The sequence below is a fragment of the Streptomyces sp. NPDC028910 genome, assembly GCF_055564955.1.
Genome location: NZ_JBVHVF010000016.1, coordinates 98,598 through 119,728, shown reverse-complemented (window position 1 = coordinate 119,728; position 21,131 = coordinate 98,598). Strand labels below are relative to the sequence as shown.

Annotated in this window: 15 protein-coding genes; 7 read left to right on the top strand and 8 right to left on the bottom strand. The window is 70.2% G+C overall.

All coding sequences use genetic code 11. The features are described 5' to 3' along the window. On the top strand, nt 1-1,242 hold the full coding sequence (gene mmsB / locus ACZ4TV_RS20480; protein ID WP_468136104.1) for a multiple monosaccharide ABC transporter permease: 1,242 nt from the start codon (nt 1-3) through the stop codon (nt 1,240-1,242). Between the two features lie 16 nt (nt 1,243-1,258). Here mmsB and ACZ4TV_RS20475 read toward each other — a convergent pair whose 3' ends face one another. The 5 genes from ACZ4TV_RS20475 to ACZ4TV_RS20455 form a co-directional block, all read right to left on the bottom strand. After that, on the bottom strand, nt 1,259-2,707 hold the full coding sequence (locus ACZ4TV_RS20475) for a family 43 glycosylhydrolase (RefSeq protein ID WP_468136103.1): 1,449 nt from the start codon (nt 2,705-2,707) through the stop codon (nt 1,259-1,261). Between the two features lie 24 nt (nt 2,708-2,731). Then, complete coding sequence (locus ACZ4TV_RS20470; RefSeq protein ID WP_468136102.1) at nt 2,732-4,237, bottom strand: family 43 glycosylhydrolase; 1,506 nt, start codon at nt 4,235-4,237, stop codon at nt 2,732-2,734. Nucleotides 4,238-4,352: 115 nt separating this feature from the next. After that, complete coding sequence (locus ACZ4TV_RS20465) at nt 4,353-5,342, bottom strand: LacI family DNA-binding transcriptional regulator (protein ID WP_468136149.1); 990 nt, start codon at nt 5,340-5,342, stop codon at nt 4,353-4,355. Nucleotides 5,343-5,662: 320 nt separating this feature from the next. Continuing rightward, nucleotides 5,663-6,685, bottom strand: a complete 1,023-nt coding sequence (locus tag ACZ4TV_RS20460; protein ID WP_468136101.1) for an SPFH domain-containing protein — start codon at nt 6,683-6,685, stop codon at nt 5,663-5,665. Nucleotides 6,686-6,688: 3 nt separating this feature from the next. Continuing rightward, entirely contained in the window at nt 6,689-7,120 is a 432-nt protein-coding gene (locus ACZ4TV_RS20455; protein WP_468136100.1) for an NfeD family protein, read from the bottom strand. A 159-nt stretch (nt 7,121-7,279) separates the two neighbouring features. On the opposite strand from ACZ4TV_RS20455, the gene ACZ4TV_RS20450 reads away from it, so the two are divergent. After that, nucleotides 7,280-8,422, top strand: coding sequence for a site-2 protease family protein (locus ACZ4TV_RS20450; RefSeq protein ID WP_468136099.1), 1,143 nt, complete (start codon nt 7,280-7,282; stop codon nt 8,420-8,422). Between the two features lie 50 nt (nt 8,423-8,472). Here ACZ4TV_RS20450 and ACZ4TV_RS20445 read toward each other — a convergent pair whose 3' ends face one another. Beyond that, entirely contained in the window at nt 8,473-8,856 is a 384-nt protein-coding gene (locus ACZ4TV_RS20445) for a hypothetical protein (protein ID WP_468136098.1), read from the bottom strand. A 175-nt stretch (nt 8,857-9,031) separates the two neighbouring features. Here ACZ4TV_RS20445 and ACZ4TV_RS20440 point away from each other — a divergent pair, with 175 nt between their 5' ends. Next, complete coding sequence (locus ACZ4TV_RS20440; RefSeq protein WP_468136097.1) at nt 9,032-10,456, top strand: lipase maturation factor family protein; 1,425 nt, start codon at nt 9,032-9,034, stop codon at nt 10,454-10,456. Nucleotides 10,457-10,460: 4 nt separating this feature from the next. After that, nucleotides 10,461-12,311, top strand: a complete 1,851-nt coding sequence (locus ACZ4TV_RS20435; protein ID WP_468136096.1) for a glycoside hydrolase family 15 protein — start codon at nt 10,461-10,463, stop codon at nt 12,309-12,311. 25 nt (nt 12,312-12,336) lie between these two features. Here ACZ4TV_RS20435 and ACZ4TV_RS20430 read toward each other — a convergent pair whose 3' ends face one another. After that, on the bottom strand, nt 12,337-15,258 hold the full coding sequence (locus ACZ4TV_RS20430) for a glycoside hydrolase family 48 protein (protein ID WP_468136095.1): 2,922 nt from the start codon (nt 15,256-15,258) through the stop codon (nt 12,337-12,339). 266 nt (nt 15,259-15,524) lie between these two features. On the opposite strand from ACZ4TV_RS20430, the gene ACZ4TV_RS20425 reads away from it, so the two are divergent. Together ACZ4TV_RS20425 and ACZ4TV_RS20420 are read left to right on the top strand one after the other, a co-directional pair. Beyond that, a complete protein-coding gene (locus ACZ4TV_RS20425; RefSeq protein ID WP_468136094.1) occupies nt 15,525-17,051 on the top strand; it encodes a cellulase family glycosylhydrolase in 1,527 nt (508 codons plus the stop codon). Between the two features lie 14 nt (nt 17,052-17,065). Further along, complete coding sequence (locus tag ACZ4TV_RS20420; protein WP_468136093.1) at nt 17,066-18,826, top strand: glycoside hydrolase family 6 protein; 1,761 nt, start codon at nt 17,066-17,068, stop codon at nt 18,824-18,826. 56 nt (nt 18,827-18,882) lie between these two features. Here the strand turns inward: ACZ4TV_RS20420 and ACZ4TV_RS20415 are convergent, their stop codons facing one another. Then, nucleotides 18,883-20,034, bottom strand: coding sequence for a hypothetical protein (locus ACZ4TV_RS20415; RefSeq protein WP_468136092.1), 1,152 nt, complete (start codon nt 20,032-20,034; stop codon nt 18,883-18,885). 178 nt (nt 20,035-20,212) lie between these two features. Here ACZ4TV_RS20415 and ACZ4TV_RS20410 point away from each other — a divergent pair, with 178 nt between their 5' ends. After that, nucleotides 20,213-21,037 carry an NAD-dependent epimerase/dehydratase family protein gene (locus tag ACZ4TV_RS20410; RefSeq protein WP_468136091.1) on the top strand — a complete coding sequence of 275 codons (825 nt, stop codon included), beginning with the start codon at nt 20,213-20,215 and terminating at the stop codon, nt 21,035-21,037. The last annotated feature ends 94 nt before the right edge of the window (nt 21,038-21,131 follow it).

The following is a 21,131-nucleotide window of genomic DNA, read 5'->3' as shown; positions in this document are numbered from 1 at the left end:
ATGGCCCGGACAGAGACCAAGGACATCTCGCAGACCAGGGCGGCCGCGCCCGCGGGGCCGGAGCGCGGTGGCGCCGCCGCCCTGCTGGTGCGGACCCTGCGCGGCAACGTCCGCCAGTACGGCATGCTGGTCGCGCTGGCGCTCATCGTCGTGCTGTTCCAGATCTGGACCGACGGCACGCTGCTGAAGCCGCTCAACGTCACCAATCTGATTCAGCAGAACGGTTACATCCTGATCCTCGCGATCGGCATGATGATCGTCATCATCGCCGGTCATATCGACCTCTCGGTCGGTTCACTGGCCGCCTTCGTCGGCGCGGCCGCGGCCGTGATGATGGTCAGGCACGACATGCCGTGGCCGGTGGCCCTCACCGCCGGGTTGCTGATCGGGGCGGCGGCCGGGGCCTGGCAGGGCTTCTGGATCTCCTACGTCGGCATCCCCTCCTTCATCGTCACCCTGGCGGGCATGCTGCTGTTCCGCGGCGGCACCCAGATCATGCTGCAGGGCCAGTCGGTGGCGCCGTTCCCCAAGGGCTTCCAGAAGATCAGCAGCGGTTTCCTCCCGGAGGTCGGGCCGAGCACCAACTACCACAACCTGACCCTGCTGCTCGGGCTGGTCGTCCTCGCGCTGGCCGTCCTCCAGGAGATCCGGGGCCGACGGCAGGCCGCCCGCTACGGTCTCCACCTGCTCCCGATGGGCTTCTTCCTGGCGAAACTCGCGGCCATCACCGCCGCGGTGCTGGTGTTCACCCTGCTGCTGGCCAGCTACCACGGCTTCCCGATCGTGCTGCTGATCCTGGGCGTGCTGCTCTTCGCCTTCGGCTATCTGATGCGCAACTCCATCCTCGGACGCCACACTTACGCGATCGGTGGGAACGAGGCCGCGGCGAGGCTGTCGGGCGTCAAGAGCAAGCGCGTCGTCTTCCTGGCCTTCGTGAACATGGGCGTACTGGCCGCGCTCGCCGGCATGGTCTTCGCGGCGCGACTCAACGCCGGTACGCCGCAGGCAGGCATCAACTTCGAACTGGAGGCCATCGCCGCCGCGTTCATCGGCGGCGCCTCCGCCAGCGGCGGCGTCGGCACCGTACTCGGCGCCATCATCGGCGGCCTGGTGCTCGGCGTCCTCAACAACGGCATGTCCCTGGTGGGCATCGGCACCGACTACCAGCAGGTCATCAAGGGCCTGGTCCTGCTGGCCGCCGTCGGCTTCGATGTCTACAACAAGCGCAAGGTCGGCTCCTGACCCGGCCGTACGGCTGTCACTGCTGGTGGAAGGTGGCGTCGGCCCTGGCGAGCGTGGTGGTGACGGGCTGGACGTGGAGCAGGAAGTCGAAGTGCCTCAGGTAGTGGCCCGCCGCGCTGTACGACTCGTAGGAGACGCCCGCCGCGTCGGCGAGGCCCGCGCGCTGGTGGAAGCTGGCGCTGTCCTTGAAGGCGGTGGTGCCGTCGCTCTTCTCGACCCATACCTCACCGTTCTTGCCGCGCAGGTAGTGGCCGGGGAAGTTGGCCGACTCCAGCGAGACCGTGCCGCTGCCGGAGAGCCCGGGCACGGTGCGGAACTGGGAGTCCGCCAGGTTGGTGACGTTCGGCTCCAGCTTCGCCCGGAAGCCGAAGTGGCGGATGTAGTGGTCCGGGTAGTTGGAGGAGGACAGCCGCTTGGGCGTGGCTCCGTCCGCGACCGGGATGCCGAAGTTCGGAGTGCCGTCGGCGTTCCAGTAGAGCTTCTGGACACGGGTGCGGCGGTTGGGGTCGTCGAGGGGGTCGCCGGTGATGTCCCGGTAGTTGCGGTCGTGGTAGACGAGGATGTCGCTCTTGCCGTCCTCGGACGTGGTGAACTGATTGTGGCCCGGCCCGTACTGGCCGGTCGCGACGTTGCTCGTGAAGACGGGGGTCGGGCTCTTCCTCCAGGAGGCCACGTCGAGCAGGTTGCCGGACGCCGGGGCGGAGAGCAGGCCGAGGCAGTAGCTGCTGTCGGTCGCGGAGGCGGAGTAGCTCAGGAAGACCTTGTCGCCGCGCTGGATGAACGCCGGGCCCTCGTTGACCTTATAGCCGACGGTCTCCCAGCCGTAGGTGGGCACCGTCAGCCGGGTCGGTGTGCCGGCGAGGGTCCACGGGTTCGACAGCTTGGCGATGTAGACGTTGGAGTTGGTGGCGATCGCCGGGTCCTTCTGGGCCCAGCTGAGGTAGCGGGTGCCGCCCACGACGAAGGTGGTGGCGTCCAGCGCGAAGCTGTCCATCGGGGTGGAGATCTGGCCCTTCTCGGTCCAGCTGCCGGTCAGCGGGTCGGCGCCGGAGCTCTCCAGGACGTACATCCGGATCTTCCAGGCGTCTTCGGAGCTGCCGGCGGCGAAGTAGACGTACCACTTGCCGTCGATGAAGTGGATCTCCGGCGCCCAGATGTGGTTCGCCATCGCGCCGGTGGCGTGCTTGGTCCAGATCACCGTCTCGGGGGCGGTGGACAGGCCCTGGATGGTCTTCGCGCGCCGCAGGACGATGCGGTCGTACTCGGGGACCGTGGCGGTGAAGTAGTAGGAGCCGTCTGTGTGCTTGTAGATCTGGGCGTCGGCTCGCTGCTTAACCAGGGGGTTGGTGTGCGAGACGGCGGGCGATGCGGGAACGGCGGCCTGGACGGGTGCGGGCAGCGCCAGTCCGGCCAACAGGGCCGCGGCGGCGGTGAGGGCGCCGGAGATCAGGCGGGTGCGGGTCACGGTGGTGTCTCCTCCTGTGCGAGGTCAGTTGGCCTTGAGCTGCCACTGCTGGCAGGCGTTGTTCAGCCAGGTCCACTGGCGGACGTGGGTGCCGTCGGCGGTACCGCAGTCGCTGACGTCGGCGACCTTGCCGGTGGCGGCGTTTACCAGGCGGACCCAGCCGGTGTCGGTGACGACCATGCGGAACCTCTGACAGGTGTTGTTCAGCCACGACCACTGCCGGATGTCGGCGCCGTTGGAGCCGGAGCAGTCCGCGACGTCCAGGACCTTGCCGCTCGCCACGTTGACCAGGCGGCTGGTGTCGTCGCCCTGGTCCTCGATCCGCCACTTCTGCGCGTCGGCGCCGTTGCAGCTCCACTGCCGGACGTTCGCCCCTTCGGCCGGTGAACCGTTCTCCAGATCGAGGCACTTGCCGCTGTTGCGGTTCACCAGCGTGTACGAGGTCGGGGTCGCCGCCGTCTCACCCGACGGCCCGGCCAGTGCGGTGCCGGTCGCGACGGGAGCCCCGAACTTCGGCGTGCCGTCCGCGTTCCAGGTGAACTTCTGTGCCCGCGTGGTGCGGTTGTTGTCGCAGCCTCCGCTCGCCGAGTCGTTGGCGTGGTAGACGATCCAGTTCTCCGTGCCGTCCGGCGAGGTGAAGAACCCGTTGTGGCCCGGCCCGTGGACACCCGCGGTGTCGTCGCGCTGGAAGACCGGCGTCGCCTTCTTGGTCCACGAGGACGCCGACAACGGGTTGGTGCCGGTCAGTTCGAGCTGGCCGAGCTTGTAGTCGGCGGTGGTGCAGTAGCTCGCCGAGAAGACGATGAACGTCCTGCCGTCGTGGTACAGCGGCTCCGGGCCCTCGTTGACGGAGGCACCCGACTTCTCCCAGGAGTAGGTCGGCGTCGAGATCACGCTGAGCGCGCCGCTCATGGTGTACGGGTTGCTCATCGGCGCGATGACGAGGTTCTGCGTGCCGTTGCCGAACGCGCTGCCGAGCAGGTAGAGCGCGCCGTTCACCCGCAGCACGCTGCCATCGATCAGCCAGGTGTCGTCACCGGGCGCGCCCAGGTCGTTCTTGAACGTGTACGGGCCCATCGGGTCGGTGCCGGCGCTCTCGGCCACGTGCAGGCGCTGGGTAGAGTTGTAGTCGGTGATGCCCTGGCCGGCGACGTAGTACAGGTACCAGTGGCCGTTGAAGAAGTGGATCTCAGGCGCCCAGATGTTGCAACAGCGCGCGGCCGCGGTGTCCTTCCAGATCTGCACGCTGGGAGCCGTCGCCAGTCCCGCCAGGGTCGGCGACTTGCGCATGGTGATCTCGGAGGACCAGGAGGTCGTCACCAGGTAGTAGTTGCCGTTGTAGTACTCCAGCCAGGGGTCGGCGCCCTTCTGGGTCTTCACCGGGTTGGTGTACGTCCGTCCGGCGGCCGCCGTCGCCGGCGGAGCCTGGGTGGTGCAGAGAAGCGCGAACAGCGCGATCGCCAGGGCGATCCGTCTGTGGGTACGGCTACGGGTCACTTCGGTCCCTTGTGGAGCCAGGTCTCGTCCCATCCGGCGAGTGTTAGCGTTAACAATCGAGCGGACAAGGGGGCGGCTTCGCCGTTACCCAAACGTGACCTGTCCACCTCGCCTGTTGAACTCAACGGGCGTAAGGGCGAGTTGCCGCCTACCGGCGGGCCGCCGGGCCCGCACTGCGGCGCAGCACCATCTCCGGCGGGACCAACACGTGGGTGCGGGCATGGCCGACGCCGGCGAGCTCCTCCACCAGCAGTTCGACGGCGCGACGTCCCAGCTCCCCGAAGTCCTGGCGGACGGTGGTCAGCGGCGGAATGAAGTACGCGGCCTCGGGGATGTCGTCGAAGCCCACCACGCTGATGTCGCCCGGGATCGCCCGGCCCGCCTCGTGCAGCGCGCGGAGCAGGCCGAGCGCCATGTGGTCGTTCGCGCAGAACACCGCGGTGACCAGCGGGTCCGTGGCGATCCTCAGTCCTGCCTCGTAGCCCGAGGGAGCGCTCCAGTCCCCGCTCTGGACCTTCGGCACCGGGGCACCCGCGGCCTCCAGCGCCTTGCGCCAGCCGTCCTGCCTGGTCATGGTCTCCAGCCAGCCGGACGGGCCTGCCACATGGTGCACGGTGGCGTGTCCGAGGTCGAGCAGGTGACGGGTGGCAGCCAGAGCGCCGGCCTCGTTGTCCACCGCGACCATCGGCACCCGGGACCGGCTTCCGGACCCCACAGCCACCACCGGTACCGCGCTCGAGAGCTTCGCCAGCGCGCTCACCGCCGAGATCTGCGGCGCGATGACCGCGATGCCCTCGACGCCCTGGTCACGGAGCCGGTCCACGGCCTCCTGGACGGAGCGGCTGTCCAGCGAGCGCAGGCTCGCCACGCTGACGAAGTACCCGGCGCTGCGCGCGGCCTTCTCGATGCCGTCCAGCATCGAGGCCGGGCCGTAGAGCGCGCTGCCGAAGCTGACGACGCCGAGGGTCTGCGAACGCCGGGTGACCAGGGCACGGGCCGCGGAGTTGGGCCGGTAGTCGAGCTCCCTGATGGCGGCGAGCACCCGGTCCCGGGTATCCGGCCGGACGTGCGGGGCACCGTTCAGGACGCGCGACACCGTCTGGTGGGACACGCCGGCCACCCGTGCCACGTCGGCCATCACGGGCTGGCGCGGCTCAGGCTCGGTGTTCGCGCTTCCCACTCGGGGTCCCCTCGTCGGTCTGGTCGCTGGTCGATGCCCGGCGCCGCAGCTCGGCTCCCGGGGTCGGCGCCCCGCTCCGTGACACAGCGCCGGCCAGGCCCTACGACTGTCTCACGCGTGCTCAGGAGTGTATTTGTTCACGATCGACGAGGGGCGGCCCTCCCGTGGTCCGACGGGAAGCGCGGGCCCGTAAGACCCGGGAAGCGGGCAGGGCGACCAGGCGACGGCCCCCGGCGGTGGAATCCCGGGGCGTGGGGCTGTGGACACCAGGACCCCGCTTACGGCAGGGGCCCCGGCCCGGGCTCGGCCTCGGCCGCGTCCGCGAGGGCCTGCGCCGCGGCTTCCGCGGCCTGGGCCGCGTCGTCCGCGGCCTGGGCCGCCCTGTCCTCCGAGGAGGACCGCGCGCGCGTGGCGGGCGACTGCGGGAGCACCTCGCCGAAGGCGCGGGAGATGGCCTGGAGCGCGGAGGTGACCTCGCCGGGGATCACCCAGAACGTGCTGCCCGGGCCTTGGGCGAGCTGGGGCAGCACCTGAAGGTACTGGTAGGCGAGCAGCTTGGGGTCCGGATCATTGCGGTGCACGGCCTGGAACACTTCGTCGATGGCGCGGGACTGGCCTTCCGCCTTGAGGATCTCGGCCGTTCGGGCACCCTCCGCGCGCAGTACGGCGGACTGCTTGTCCCCTTCGGCGGTGAGTATCTGCGACTGCCGTTGTCCTTCGGCCGCCAGGATCGCGGCCCGCTTGTCCCGCTCCGCCCGCATCTGCTTCTGCATCGCGTCCTTGATCGACTGCGGCGGGTCGATGGCTTTGATCTCCACTCGGTTGACCCTCAGCCCCCACTTGCCCGTGGCCTCGTCCAGGACGCCGCGGAGCTGGCTGTTGATGGTGTCGCGCGACGTGAGGGTCCTCTCCAGGTCCATGGAGCCGACGACGTTGCGCAGGGTGGTGACCGTGAGCTGCTCGACCGCCTGCAGGAAGTTCGCGATCTCGTAGGCGGCGGCCCGCGGGTCGGTGACCTGGAAGTACAGGACGGTGTCGATCTCGACGACGAGGTTGTCCTCGGTGATGACCGGTTGCGGTTTGAAGGAGACGACCTGTTCCCGCAGGTCGATCATGGGATGGACGCGGTCGATGTAGGGGATGACGACGTTGAGACCGGGTTTCAGCGTGCGGAGGTAGCGACCGAGCCGTTCGACGTTGCGGGCGCGCGCCTGGGGGACGATGCGCACCGCCCGCACCACGGTGAAGACGGCGAAGATCGCGGCGATGAGGCCGACGACGAAGAGCGCCGAAGCTTCCATGGTTCACTCCCGGGGGTATACGAGTGCGGTGCTGCCGCTGATCTCCATGACGTCGACGGTCGTGCCGGGAGGGATCACCAGCGTGTCATCGTAGGCGCGGGCGGTCCACTCCTCGCCGTCGATGCGCACCCTGCCGCCCCGCGCCGAGACCTCGGTGACGACGTAGGCGGCCTTGCCGACCAATGCGTCCACGCCGAACCGTGCCTCCTGGAGCGGGAGCAGGTGGCGCAGCGCGACGGGGCGTACGAAGAGCAGGCTGAGCGTCGCGACCAGGGTGAACGCCAAGAGCTGCAACGGCAGCGGGAGGCCGAGGGCGGCGAAAACGGCGGTGACCGACGCGGCGGCCGCCAGCAGGCCCAGCGCGGCGGTGAGGGTGAAGACCTCCGCGACGGCCAGCACCGCTGCGGCGATCAGCCACATCGACCACGGTTCCATGCCTGCCCCTCCTCACTTAGGGGGCGGACCGATCAACCAGACTTTTACAGCAATTTACCCATTTGTACCGGAGGGAATCCGGTTGCTGTGGAGACAAACGGTCATGTGCAGATCGGCGCCCGGTCCGGGTAGGTGACGGTCAGGGAAGGGAGGCGGGCGGTGAACGAGACGTTCAAGCTGGGGCGGATTGCCGGCGTACGCGTATCGGTCAACTGGAGTGTCATCGTCATTTTCGCCCTGGTGGCGATCTCCCTGGCCGAGGGACGGCTGCCGTACGCGTATCCAGGGCGTCACGCGGCCGTCTACTGGGCCCTGGGACTGGTGGCGGCCATCGTGTTCTTCGCGTCGGTGCTGGCGCACGAGGTCGCCCACGCGGTGGTGGCCAAGCGCCATGGTGTCGAGGTGGAGGGCATGACCTTGTGGATGCTCGGCGGCGTCGCACGGCTGAAGGGAGAGGCACCCACTCCGAAGGCGGAGGTGCGCATCGCCGGCGTGGGGCCGCTGACCAGCGCCGTACTCGGCATCCTGTTCGTGCTCCTGGCCGCCGGGGTCGCTGTGCTCACGGGCCCGAGTCCGCTGGTCGAGGTCCTCGCCTGGCTGGCCGGGATCAACATCATGCTCGCGCTGTTCAACAGCATCCCCGCCGCGCCCCTGGACGGCGGCAGGCTGCTGAGGGCCTTCGTGTGGAAACGTACGGGGGATCCGGTGCGGGCCTCCGTGGTGGCGGCGGGCGCGGGCCGCGCCTTCGGCTGGCTGCTCGTCCTCTACGGCTTCCTGTCCATGCTGGTCACCGGCACCCTGACAGGGCTGTGGATGGCACTGATCGGCGGATTCATGATCGCTGCCGCCACCGCTGAGGGGCAACAGGCACAACTGCGTGCCACTCTCGCGGGAGTGTCCGTGGGCCGCATCATGACCCCGGGTCCGGTCACCGTGCCCGCCGGGACCACGATCGACGAGTTCCTCGCGGCCGCTCCCTTCGGACGTCACCGCCACACGGCATTTCCCGTGGTGGCCGAGGAGGGGAGACCGGTGGGCCTGGTGACGGCCGCCAGAATCGACCGGATCCCGTGGCAGCAGCGGGATCAGGTCACGCTCGGTGACGTGATGTGCCCGCTCGACGAGGTGGCCACCGCCTCTCCCGACGAGTCCGTCAGCGAGGTGCTGCCGCGACTGCAGGACGCCGCCGAGCGCCGGGTCCTGGTCCTCGATCCCGCCACACGGGCCCTGGTCGGCATCGTCTCCGAGAGCGACATCAACCGCGCCGTCACCTGGCTCTCCACCACGCGCCCCCGACCTTGATCACTGGAGACCCGCCTCTCTCGTTTCCGCACGCACGCGTGAGCCATGTGTCACCCGCGCAGGCGGCGCAGGAACCGGCGCAGTCGTCGGAGCAATTGCCGGGCCACGCGGCGAAGCGTCCTCCGGGGGCGCCACCCTCCGCTCTCGCGCGTCGTCAGGGGCACCTCGGGCATGAGGAAGCGGCGGTAGCGGGCGTCGGGGGTCACCAGGGAGCAGAAGGGCGTGTCACCCATGTCCTCGACGAGGATGGTGAGCGGCTGCGGCGGAGCTGTGGGGAGCTCCGCGTGCAGGACCGTGCCGTGCCTCTCGGGCTTGCGGCGGTAGGCCACGACCTTCCCGTCGACCAGGACCTCGATCTCGTGCCCGGGCCATTCCAGGAGAACCGTGACGGAGTGCCCCTCCAGATCCACGTGGAAGCGATGTGTGCGGGCCATCGTCGGCCTCCCGAAGAGCGAAACCCGTCCCTTTCCATGAACCGCCCGGCCCCGGCGTTCCACAAGCCGCCGGCCCTGACGAAGTGCGGGAGGGCGCACCGGAATGACGGGGCGCGCACCGGAATGGCCCGGACGATTCGCGGGCAAGCGCCATGACGAAGGCGGGAGGGCTGCTGTGGAGTGGTTCACCGACGACCATTACTGGCTGGGGAGACTGATCTTCCAGCGGGGCCTGGCCGCGTTGTATTTCGTCGCCTTCCTGAGCTCCGCCAACCAGTTCCGGGCGCTCATCGGGGAACGTGGCATGCAGCCGGTGCCGAATTTCGTGGCGGCCGTGCCCTTTCGCCGGTCGCCGAGCATCTTCCACCTCCACTACTCGGACCGGTTCTTCGCGGTCGTCGCGTGGACGGGGGTGGCGCTCTCCGCCGCGCTGGTGGCCGGGGCGGCCGACCGTGTGCCGTTGTGGGCTTGCATGCTGATGTGGGCCCTCCTGTGGGCGCTGTACCTGTCTATCGTCAATGTCGGGCAGACCTGGTACGCCTTCATGTGGGAATCGCTGCTGCTGGAAGCGGGCTTTCTGGCGATCTTCCTGGGCAACGAGCACACGGCGTCCCCGGTCCTGGTGCTGTGGATGCTGCGCTGGCTGCTGTTCCGTCTGGAGTTCGGCGCCGGGCTGATCAAGGTGCGCGGCGACCCGTGCTGGCGCGATCTGACCTGCCTGTACTACCACCACGAGACCCAGCCGATGCCCGGCCCGCTCAGCCGGCTCTTCCACCGCCTGCCCAGACCGCTGCACCGGGTCGAGACCGCAGCGAACCACCTGGCCCAGCTCGTCGTCCCGGTGGCTCTGTTCGCCCCGCAACCGGTCGCGAGCCTGGCCGCCGGCTTCATCGTCGTCACGCAGCTGTGGCTCGTCGCCTCCGGCAACTTCGCCTGGCTCAACTGGCTGGCCATGCTGCTCGCGTTCACCGCGGTCGACGGGGTCCTGGCCGCCGAAGTCCTGCCGCTGCCCGCGCCACCCGCCCTGGCCGCCCCGCCGGCGTGGTACCAGGGCATCGTGCTCGCGGTCACCGTCGTGGTCGCCCTGCTGAGTTACTGGCCCGTCCGGAACCTGCTGTCGCGCCACCAGGTGATGAACACGTCCTTCAATCCGCTCCACCTGGTCAACACCTACGGCGCTTTCGGCAGCATCGGCCGGGTCCGGCACGAGGTGGTGATCGAAGGCACCGACGAGCAGGAGATCACCGACGCAACGGTGTGGAAGGAGTACGGCTTCAAGGCCAAACCCGGGGACCCGCGCCGGCTGCCGCCGCAGGTGGCCCCGTACCACCTGCGGCTCGACTGGCTGATGTGGTTCGCGGCGATCTCCCCCGCCTACGCGCGGCCCTGGTTCGGGGCGTTCGTCGGACGCCTCCTCGACAACGATCCGGCCACCCTCAAGCTGTTGCGGAACAATCCCTTCCGCGACGCTCCACCCGCCTGCATCCGCGCACGCCTCTACCGCTACGCGTTCACCGACCGGCGCGAGCTGCGCCGGACCCGGGCCCGCTGGCACCGCACGCTCGTGGGCGACTTCCTCCCTCCGGTCACGAAGGCATGACGACATGGACGCGTGGCGGCCGCTGTCCTACCGGGAGGGGTACCCGCCGATCGAGGACCACAGCCTCATCGGCGACGGGTCCACCTGTGCCCTGGTGGCGCGCGACGGCTCGGTCGGCTTCCTGTGTCTGCCGCGGTTCGACTCGCCGCCGCTGGTGTGCGCCCTGCTCGACCGTGACCGGGGCGGGCAGATGGTCCTGGCGCCGGAAGACCTCCGGGAGGCCAGGCAGTACTACGTTCCGGACACGGGCGTGCTGGTGACCGAGATGCGGTCGGCCGAGGGCACGATGAAGGTGACCGACGGCTTCCTCCTCCACCCGGGGGCCGCCTTGGAGGTCGACGCCCCGGCGGGAACGGGCACGTTCCTGCGCCAGGTCGAGGTGGTGCAGGGGAAGATCGCACTGAGGGCCGTCGTCCGGCCGCGCGGTGGGGCCACCGTCCGCACGTGCGGCGATCCCCTGTGCCAGCAGCTCACGTGCCCGGTCCAGGGCGTGACCGTGACGCTGCGGTCCTCGCTGCCGCTGCCCGGGCCGGCCGGCACGCTGACGCTGTCCGAAGGCGAAACGTTCCGGCTCGCGCTCCAATGGAGCGACACCACCGCGACCGGGGCCCTGCCCGAGGGGGGCGACCCCTTCCTGGAGACGGTGGGCGCGTGGCGTCGATGGACGCGGCAGTTGCTCGACGACGTCCCGCAGAGGGCGCTCGTCCGGCGATCGGCCATCACCCTGAAGATGCTGGACAACGTGGCGAACGGGGCGATCGTCGCGGCCGCGACCTCCTCACTGCCCGAGCGGATCGGCGGAGACCGGAACTGGGACTACCGATACGCCTGGATACGCGACGCGGCCTACGCCGTCTTCGCGCTGCGCCGGATCGGACTGCCGGTGGAAGCCGGCGGCTTCGTCACATGGGTCCTGGATGCCGTGCACTCCTCGGGCGGGCCCCGAGTCGTCTACGACATCGACGGCCGGCCCCCTCCGGCGGAGACCACGGATCCTCTCCTGGAGGGCTATCGCCGTTCGGCGCCGGTCCGATGGGGCAATGCCGCCTCCGAACAGGTCCAGCACGACGCCTACGGCGAGATCCTGGACTGCGCCTTCCAGTGGGCGGCCACCGGTGGGACCCTTTCGCCCGCCCTGTGGGAGCGGCTGTGCGGCCTGACCGAGCGGGCCCGCTCGGCGTGGGCCCGCCCGGACCACGGGATCTGGGAAGTGCGGTCGGCGCCCCGGCCGTTCACCTACTCGGCGGCCATGTGCCAGGTGGCCCTCCACCGTGCGGCCCGGTTGTCCCGCCGCCTCGACCTGCCCGGCAACCCGGACGCCTGGGAACGCCAGGCCCAGCACATCACCAGCCGCATCCTGAGCGACGCCTGGGACCCCGGGCAGGAAGCGCTGACGGAGCACCTGGGCCCGGGCGGCGGCCTCGACGCCTCTCTGCTCGCCCTGCCTCTGCGCCGTGTCCTGCCCGCCGACCATCCGATGATGGTCGCGACCTGCGACGCCATCGCCGAACGGCTGGACGCCGGCGGCGGCCTGCTCCACCGGTATCTGCCCGAGGTCTCTCCCGACGGCGTCGGTGGTCCCGAGGGCGCCTTCTTGCTGTGCAGCTTCTGGCTGGTGGACAACCTTGCCGGCCAAGGGCGTGTCGAAGAGGCACACCTGCTCTTCGAGCGACTGTGCTCCTACGCGGGACCCACCGGCCTGCTGCCCGAGCAGATCCAACCGGACGATCACACCTTTCTCGGCAACTTCCCCCAAGGCCTCAGCCACGTCGGCCTGATCTCGTCCGCCGTCGTCCTGGCGCGCATCGAGCGAGGGATACGCCCGGAGCTCTCGACGCACGCGTGGTTCGGCTGAGAGCTGTATCCGGGCGGGCGGACGGCTATTCGAGCAGCTCCGCGTACGAACCCATGGCCAGGGCGATGTCCGCCTGGGCCCAGAACCGGTGGTACGTGAAGACGGGCGCGGCGCCGCCCGCGAGATAGGCCTCGATCTTCGGCCAGGCCGGGTCGTCCTGGTAGAAGGTGCGGATCGAGGCGAAGGTGGACGAGGAGTTCACCGGGTCGGCGTTGGGCATGGTGCCGGTCCAGCCGCTCGGCACGTACACCGGGTCGTCGAAGCGGTTGTAGTCGGTCCGGGTCTCCTGGACGGCGATGCCCAGCGGGTCCTGGTGGTGGGCCCACATGCCGTCGAGCAGGGCCTTGGCCACCCGCTTGGCCTCGGCGTGCCCGGACTTCGCCGCGTAGTAGGTCAGGGTCTTGGCGTAGGCGGCGGCCACGCCCACGTCGTCGGTGTAGTCGGCGACGGTGACGTGCAGACCCGCGTTGGCGCCGGGACCTGACGGGTTCCAGGTGTCGGGGGCGCCCGACCACTGGAGGGTGGAGGGGATGCGGTAGGTGCCGTCGGGGTTGATCGTGGTCTTCGACAGGGCCCAGCCGACCCACTTGTCGAGCACGGTCTTGGCGGCCGCGTCGCCCGTCTGCCGGTAGTACTCGGCGACGCGCTCCATCGACCATGCCTGGAAGCCGAACCACTGGTTGGACGCCGGGTCGTGGTAGACCGGCTTCTCGTCGTAGAAGAGCCCGTGGAAGGTGGGGGTCCCGGCGGGTGGCTGTGCGTACCGTCCCTGCCAGCTGTTGGTGGCGCCGCCCGCGATGGCGCCCTCGGCGGACTGGAGCCAGCGGTAGAACTCCAGCTGCCGGTCCAGGCTGGTCGCCCAGTCCGCCGCGCCGGTCGGCGACTTGGGCTTCAGCGGGGCGTACTCGCTGAGCGCGTAGGCGGCGAGCGGGTTCTGGTAGCCGCCGTGGACGTGGCTGGAGCCGATCCGCCAGGACCAGCCGGCCGACGTGTCGGCGGCGCCGCCCCAGGCGTAGTACCAGGACATGAGGTAGTGCGCGCTGTCCTTGCCGGTGCCGGCGGGGCAGGCGGTCGGCCCGACGCAGTTCCCGGACTTCTTGAAGTACTTGTCGAACATGGCGTAGCGAAGGTAGTCGCCCATTCTGGCCGCCTTCGAGACGGTCGCGGTGACCTGCGTTCCCTTGCCCTGTTCCTTGGCCCAGACGTCGGCCCAGTAGGCGGCCTGGACGGCGCGCGCGTCGGCGTCCGGGGCGTTGGTGAACTTCCACTGCTTGGCGTGGGAGGAGTCCCCGGTGAAGAGGTCGAGGTAGCCGTTCCTGCCACCGAAGGTGAAGTTGTCGCAGGTGGGGTGCGGGACGGTCTCCCAGACGGACTCCTGGGGGCCGCGCTGGAAGGTGTTGATGTACGAGGGTCCGGTCGCGGTCGGTCCGGCGGAGCACTTTCCGGGCCCGTTGCCGAAGCCGTAGACGTTGTCGACGTCCTGGAGCCAGTGCATGCCGTAGATGTCGTCCGTGCCGTACGCGCTCTTCAGCTCGCCGGCGATCGGGTCGGCGCCGGCGGTGACTCCCCCGTCGAGCCTGGCCGGGTACTGCGACGGAAGGTCGTGCTCGGGGGCGTAGGTGGCGGGCTTGGAGGCGTTGTACGAGCCGGTCGTGGGCTGGTCGGCATGGGTGGGGATCATGAACTTCTCCATGGTGTCCCACGCGCCGTTGAACTTGGACCAGTCCCCGGTGACCTTCCCGTACATCGCCTGGAGCCAGATCAGATAGCTGTACGCCTCCGAGGTCGTCTCGTGCCCGTGGTCCGGGGCCTCGACGATCAGCGTCTCGACGGAGTGGTACGGGATGCCCTCCGGCGAGAAGTAGCCGTGGGCGGGGTTGGTGATCTTCCCGTGGAGGTCGAGGAAGCGGGCGTCGTACGTGGAGTCGGCGGCCAGCTGGGCGACGGTGACCTCGGCTTCGGCATGGCCGGGGGCGCTCGCGGTGAAGACGGCGGAACCGCTGCCGTTGGCCCCGGCCGCGACGGTCACCCGCTGGGCGGTGTTCCAGTTCGCCGGGGTGAACGTGAGCGTGGCGGGGGTCGCGGCGAGGTCGGTGTTGCCCGAGGTGCGGGCGACGCTCACCGTGACGTTCGCGGCCGGGCGGGTGGAGAGCTTCAGATCGAAGGTGCCCGTCTCGCCCCGGCGTACGGAGAGCTGCGCGGGAGCGGCGACGAGTGCCGGGCCGGCGGCGACGGTGATGCCGACGGGGGCCGACTCGGCGGAGGCGCCGAGGCTGTCGTAGGCCTTGGCGTAGAGGGAGTGGGCGCCGGCGGCGAGGCCGGTGGCGCCCAGGGTGAAGGGCGCCGTGGTGTCCGTACCCAGGAGTGTGGTGTCGCTGTAGAACTCGACCTTGCCGACGGTGGCGCCGTCGGCGGCCGCGGCGGTGGCGGCGAGCGGGACGGGGTCACCCTCGGTGTAGACGGCGCCCGCGGCCGGGCTGGTCAGGACGGCGACCGGGGGCTGGTGGGCTCCGGTGCACGGGGCGCCGTTGACCGCGAAGGAGGTGGGGGCGGCGTTGGCCCCGCTGTAGGTGAACTGGGCGCCGGCGGTGACGGCCGCGCCCGCGGCGACGGTCCTGTTCCAGGCCGCGCCCGTGACGCTGACGGTTCTGCCCGACTGGGTCCAGGTGCCGTTCCAGCCGTTGGTCAGCTTCTGGTCGCCCGCGTAGGCGTAGCTGAGGGTCCAGCCGTCCAGCGGGGTGGCGGACCGGTTGGTGAGGGTGAGCTCGGCGGTGAAGCCCGAACCCCAGTCGTTGGTCCGGTAGTCGACGCTGCACTGCACCACGACGGCTGCGGCGGGGGTGGTGGCTCCGACGGCCATGAGGCCCAGGGGGAGGGAGAGGGCCGTGGCCGACGCGGTCAGCAGCCGGCGTCGTCCGCGTCGTCCGCGTAAGAGGTGTGCTGGCATGCGGATGGTTCTCCTCGCGGCTGGGGGGAGGTGGGGGATGCGAAGAGCGTGAGCACAAGCTCTGAACCAGTGGGAGCGCTCCCACTGTGCAGACGGGACGCAACGGCGTCAAGACGCGTGAAGAGTCGAAGGCATTTCCGGCGGCAATTTGTTCAACTCCTCTTTTGCTTGGCGTCGGTTGCCGCTACGGTCTGGCTCCAACCAGTGGGAGCGATTCCGTCAGTCGGCGCGCCGTCAGGGCGCGCCCTCGCTGCGAGGAGTCGCTCATGCGACACCCCCCACGCCCGTTCGCGCTGCTCATAGGGGCAGCGCTCGCGATGGCGAGCTGTGCGTTCGCTGTCATGGGTACGGCCTCAGGAGCCGCGGCCGCACCCTCGTGCACGGTGAAGTACTCGGTGGCCGGCCAGTGGGCCGGCGGGTTCCAGGGTGCGGTCACCGTCACCAACAACAGTTCGGCGCTGAACGGCTGGAGCCTCGGCTTCGGCTTCCCGGCAGGTCAGAGCCTCAGCCAGGGCTGGGGCGCCCGGTGGTCCCAGACCGGGGCGGCCGTCACGGCCGTGAACGAGAGCTGGAACGCCGCGCTCGGCACCGGCGGGAGCGTGACGGCCGGCTTCATCGCCTCGTGGTCGGGCGCCAACACGGCGCCCAGTACGTTCACGCTCAACGGAACGCCCTGCACCACCGGCCCGGGACCGGATCCCACACCCACACCCACACCCACGCCCACACCCACGCCCACACCGACACCCACACCCACACCGACACCCACCGGCCCCGCCCCCGGGGCGCCCGAACTGAGCGTCACCGGCAACCGCCTCACCGACCAGAACGGCGCCACCCGCCGCCTCCTCGGCGTCAACCGCTCCGGGGCGGAGTTCATGTGCGTGCAGGGCCACGGCATCTTCGACGGTCCCGTCGACGACGCCTCGGTGCGCGCCATCGCCGACTGGAAGGCCAACACCGTCCGCATCCCCCTCAATGAGGAGTGCTGGCTCGGCCTCGACAACATCAAGCCCGAATACCGGGGCACGAACTACGTCGACGCCGTCAAGGGCCTGGTCGGCCGGGTCCTCGCCCAGGGCATGACCCCCATCGTCGAACTGCACTGGACGTACGGCCAGTACACCGGCAACTCCTCGGGGTGCGCCGACGTCCACGCCTCCTGCCAGAAGCCGATGCCGAACGCCCAGTACACCCCGGCGTTCTGGACCTCGGTGGCGAACACCTTCAAGAACGACCGGCGGGTCGTCTTCGACCTGTTCAACGAGCCCTACCCGGACCGGGCGACCTCCACCACCGCGCAGGCGTGGGCCTGCTGGCGCGACGGGGGCACGTGCCCGGGCATCGGCTACGAGGTCGCCGGCATGCAGGACCTGGTGGACACCGTCCGCGCGACCGGTGCCCGCAATCTCGTCCTCGTCCCCGGCATCGCGTACTCCAACGACCTGAGCCAGTGGCTCACCCACGCTCCCACCGACCCGACCGGAAATCTGGCCGCGGCCTGGCACGTCTACAACTTCAACAGCTGTGCCGGCGAGGCATGTTGGGACTCCACTCTCGCCCCGGTCGCCGCCCGGGTCCCCTTGGTGGCGGGCGAGATCGGTGAGAACACCTGCGGACACGCGTTCATCGACCGCGTCATGGCGTGGTTCGACGCCCGCGCCCTCTCGTATCTGGGCTGGACCTGGAACACCTGGAACTGCAACTCCGGTCCGGCTCTGATCACCTCCTACGACGGCACCCCCACCCCGTTCGGCATCGGGCTGCGCGACCGCCTGCGCGCCCTGAACTGAAAGGCATCCACGCGATGAGCCGCACAACTCCCCGCACGACCAGCCGCACCGCCCTGCTGGCGGCCCTCAGCCTCGTCACGGCCGCCGGCGCCACCGCCACCGTGTTCGGCACCTCCGCCGGTGCCGCCGCCGCCGGCTGCAAGGTCGAGTACCAGATCACCAGCCAGTGGAACACCGGCTTCGGTGCGAACGTGACCGTCACCAACACCGGTGATCCGGTTGCCGCGTGGACCCTGGAGTGGTCCTACGGGGGCGACCAGAAGGTGACCCAGAGCTGGAACGCCACCGTCACCCAGTCCGGTACGGCCGTGACCGCCAGGAACGTCTCCTACAACGGGTCGCTGGCCACGGGTGGTTCGACGTCCTTCGGCTTCAACGGCTCGTACAGCGGCACGAACGCCGTCCCCGCGGCCTTCAAGCTCAACGGCGTTACCTGCAACGGTGCCACCGAGCCGACCACCCCGCCGACCACTCCCCCGACGACCCCGCCCACCACGCCCCCGACGACCCCGCCGCCGTCCGGCAGCAAGGCCGACAACCCGTACGCCGGCGCCAAGGTGTACGTGAACCCCGAATGGTCCGCCAAGGCCGCCGCCGAGCCGGGCGGCACCAAGGTGGCGAACCAGCCCACCGGCGTCTGGCTGGACCGCACCGCCGCCATCGCGGGCGGGAACGGCGCGATGGGTCTGCGCGCCCACCTCGACGCGGCCCTCGTCCAGAAGGGCAGCGGCGAGCTCGTCGTCCAGCTGGTGATCTACAACCTGCCGGGACGGGACTGCGCCGCCCTCGCCTCCAACGGCGAACTCGGCCCGACCGAGATCGGCCGCTACAAGACCGAGTACATCGACCCCATCGCCGCGATCCTCGCCGACCCCAAGTACGCCGGACTCAGGATCGTCACCACCGTCGAGATCGACTCGCTCCCCAACCTGGTCACCAACGTCTCCGGCCGGCCCACGGCCACCGCCAACTGCGACGTGATGAAGGCGAACGGCAACTACATCACGGGCGTCGGCTACGCACTGAACAAGCTCGGCTCGATCGCCAACGTCTACAACTACGTGGACGCGGGCCACCACGGCTGGCTCGGCTGGGACGACAACTTCGGCGCCTCCGCCGAGCTGTTCAAGCAGGCCGCCACCGCCGAGGGCTCCACGGTCTCCAAGGTCCACGGCTTCATCGTCAACACCGCCAACTACAGCGCGCTCAAGGAGGACCACTTCAAGATCGAGGACTCCGTCAACGGCACCTCCGTACGCCAGTCGAAGTGGGTCGACTGGAACCGGTACACGGACGAGCTGTCGTACGCCCAGGCCATGCGGGCCAAGCTGGTCTCCCTGGGCTTCGACGCGAACCTCGGCATGCTGGTCGACACCTCCCGCAACGGCTGGGGCGGCGCGGCCAGGCCGACCGGACCCGGCGCGCTGACCAACGTCGACACGTACGTCAACGGCGGGCGCTACGACCGGCGCATCCACCTCGGCAACTGGTGCAACCAGTCCGGCGCCGGTCTCGGCGAGCGCCCCCAGGCCGCTCCGGCGGCGGGCATCGACGCCTACGTGTGGATGAAGCCGCCGGGCGAGTCCGACGGCTCCAGCAGGGAGATCCCGAACAACGAGGGCAAGGGATTCGACCGGATGTGCGACCCGACCTACACCGGCAATGCCCGTAACGGCAACAGCATGTCGGGCTCCCTGCCGAACGCGCCCCTGTCGGGCCAGTGGTTCTCGGCCCAGTTCCAGGAGCTCTTGAAGAACGCCCACCCGGCTCTGTGACTCGCCGCCGCCCATGAGGAGGCGGAGCCGTACGGAACCTCCGGGTTCCGTACGGCTCACGCGCTCCGCAGGGCGGTGACGAGGTCCCGCAGGCGGTCGAGGCCCGCACGCGGGACCAGGCCGAGGTGGTAGAGGTGTGCCTCGCCGAGGCCCGCGGCCACGTGGCGGGCGGCCAGCGCGCCGAGGCCCTCCTCGTCCGTCGGCAGGGTCTCGGGACGGAAGTAGCCGCCGACGGCGGTGGCGGGTGGCGCCAGCTCGCGGAGGGCGGCGACCGGACCCGCGCCGGGCCCTCCCCAGCAGTTGGCGACCACCGCGTCGACGCCCTCGGTCACGGTCCGTCCGAGGGGGGCGAAGGCCCCGGTGGCCCAGGGGGACGCGGAGCCGTGCACGGTGACGCGGATCCCGGGCGCGGCGGTACGTGCGGAGGCGACCAGGCGGGTGTGCAGAGCGGAAGCGGACGCGTCGGCGCACTCGCGCAGCACGGCGGCCGTCTGCGCCCCGAGGGCGTCCTCGGGGCTCTTCGGCGGCTGCGCCGGCCCGAGGGCCGCCCGGACCTGGGCCGCGACGCGTTCGGGGTCCAGGCCCCCGGCCCGCTGGACGCGTCGGCAGGAGGCGCAGAAGCACAGCGAGAGCAGTTCCCGCTGGACGGGGGTCCACTGCGCGAACTCGGTCTTGTCGTGGTGCCCGCCGTGATCCACTCCCAGTGGGCCGGCGGCTTCCAGGATCAGGCCGTCGGCCTCGCCGAGCAGGGCGATCTCGTGCACGAGGGTCGCGCAGTAGTCGGCGACCTCGGGTGCCCGCGGGCACAGGGCGTAGGGGTACGGCTCGTCGAAGGCGTTGCGCCGTACGAGGTCCGGGTTCTCGCGCCCCAGGACGCTGTTGTGGGTGAGGACGGTCCATGCGGCGACCCGTAGTCCGGCCGCGGCGAGAGCCGTCCTGGCCACGGCGAAGGAGTCGGGGACGGTCCAGCTCGGAACGCGCGGCACCAGGCGCATGCCCTGCCAGGCGGCGGGGCGGACCGGGAGGTAGCAGGCGGCGTGTTCGGCGTCGACCAGTCGGTGTCGCGGGTGGAGCGGGGTGGCGGCGCGGGTGCTGTGGTAGCTGGCCGCGACGGCCACGGTCTCCACGCCCGCCTCGCGCGCCCGGTCGGGGGCTGCCGGATCACCGGCGAAGTCCCAGGGATACGCGTATCCGGTCGCCGTCACCATCGGAAGCTCACCGCCCGTGCGTGGATTCGAGAACGTTCAGACCTGTGAACTCCGGCCAGGGGCCCGAGCGTTGCGAACAGTAGGCAGCCGCACGTGACCTCGTCAAGCAGCCGACCGGCCGTTGCCGATCTTTCGAAACGCTCCTCCGTGCGTTCACGTATGTGACTACGGTCTCCGCATGGAGACCTCACACACGCGCAAGCCCCACACCGTCCTGCTCACCGGCGCGGCCGGGGGTGTCGGCACCCTCATGCGGGAGCTGTTGCCCGGCTTCGGATACCGGCTCCGGCTGCTCGACCTGGTGCCGGTCGCCGGCGCACCGGACGCGATCGTCGCCGATCTCGCCGACCGCCAGGCGCTGCGGGAGGCCGTCCGGGGCGTCGACGCGGTCGTTCATCTCGCCGGGATATCCCTGGAGTCCACCTTCGAGAAGGTGCTGGCCGCCAACGTCACCGGACTGCACCACCTCTACGAGGCCGCCCGCGAGGAGGGCGTGCGCCGCATCGTCTTCGCCTCCAGCAACCATGCCGTCGGCTTCACCCCGCGGCCGCGCGGGGACGACCCGCTGGTCCCCGTCGACACCCCGCGCCGGCCCGACAGCTTCTACGGCTTGTCCAAGTGCTTCGGCGAGGACCTGGCCCAGCTCTACTGGGACCTCCACCAGGTCGAGACCGTATCGGTGCGGGTCGGCTCCTGCTTCCCCGAGCCGACGTCCGTCCGCATGCTGTCGATGTGGCTGAGCCCCGCCGACTGCGCACGGCTCCTGCACGCGGCGCTCACGGCCGAGAACGTCGGGCACACGGTCGTGTACGGCTCCTCCGCCAACACCCGGCTGTGGTGGGACCTCTCCTCGGCGCGGGCCCTCGGCTACGAGCCGCGGGACGATTCCGAGCGGTTCGCGGAGCGGCTCATCACCCAGCAGGGGATCCCGGGCGAGGGCGACCCGGACGACCTGTACCTGGGCGGCCGCTTCTGCACCGACCCGCCGCGCTGGCCGCACTGACGACCACCGCGCAGTAAGCGCTTTCCACGACTCGTGCGCGAAGCATTGACGAAACACCAACTGCCGCTTAGCTTCTCGTCATTGCACTTCGTAC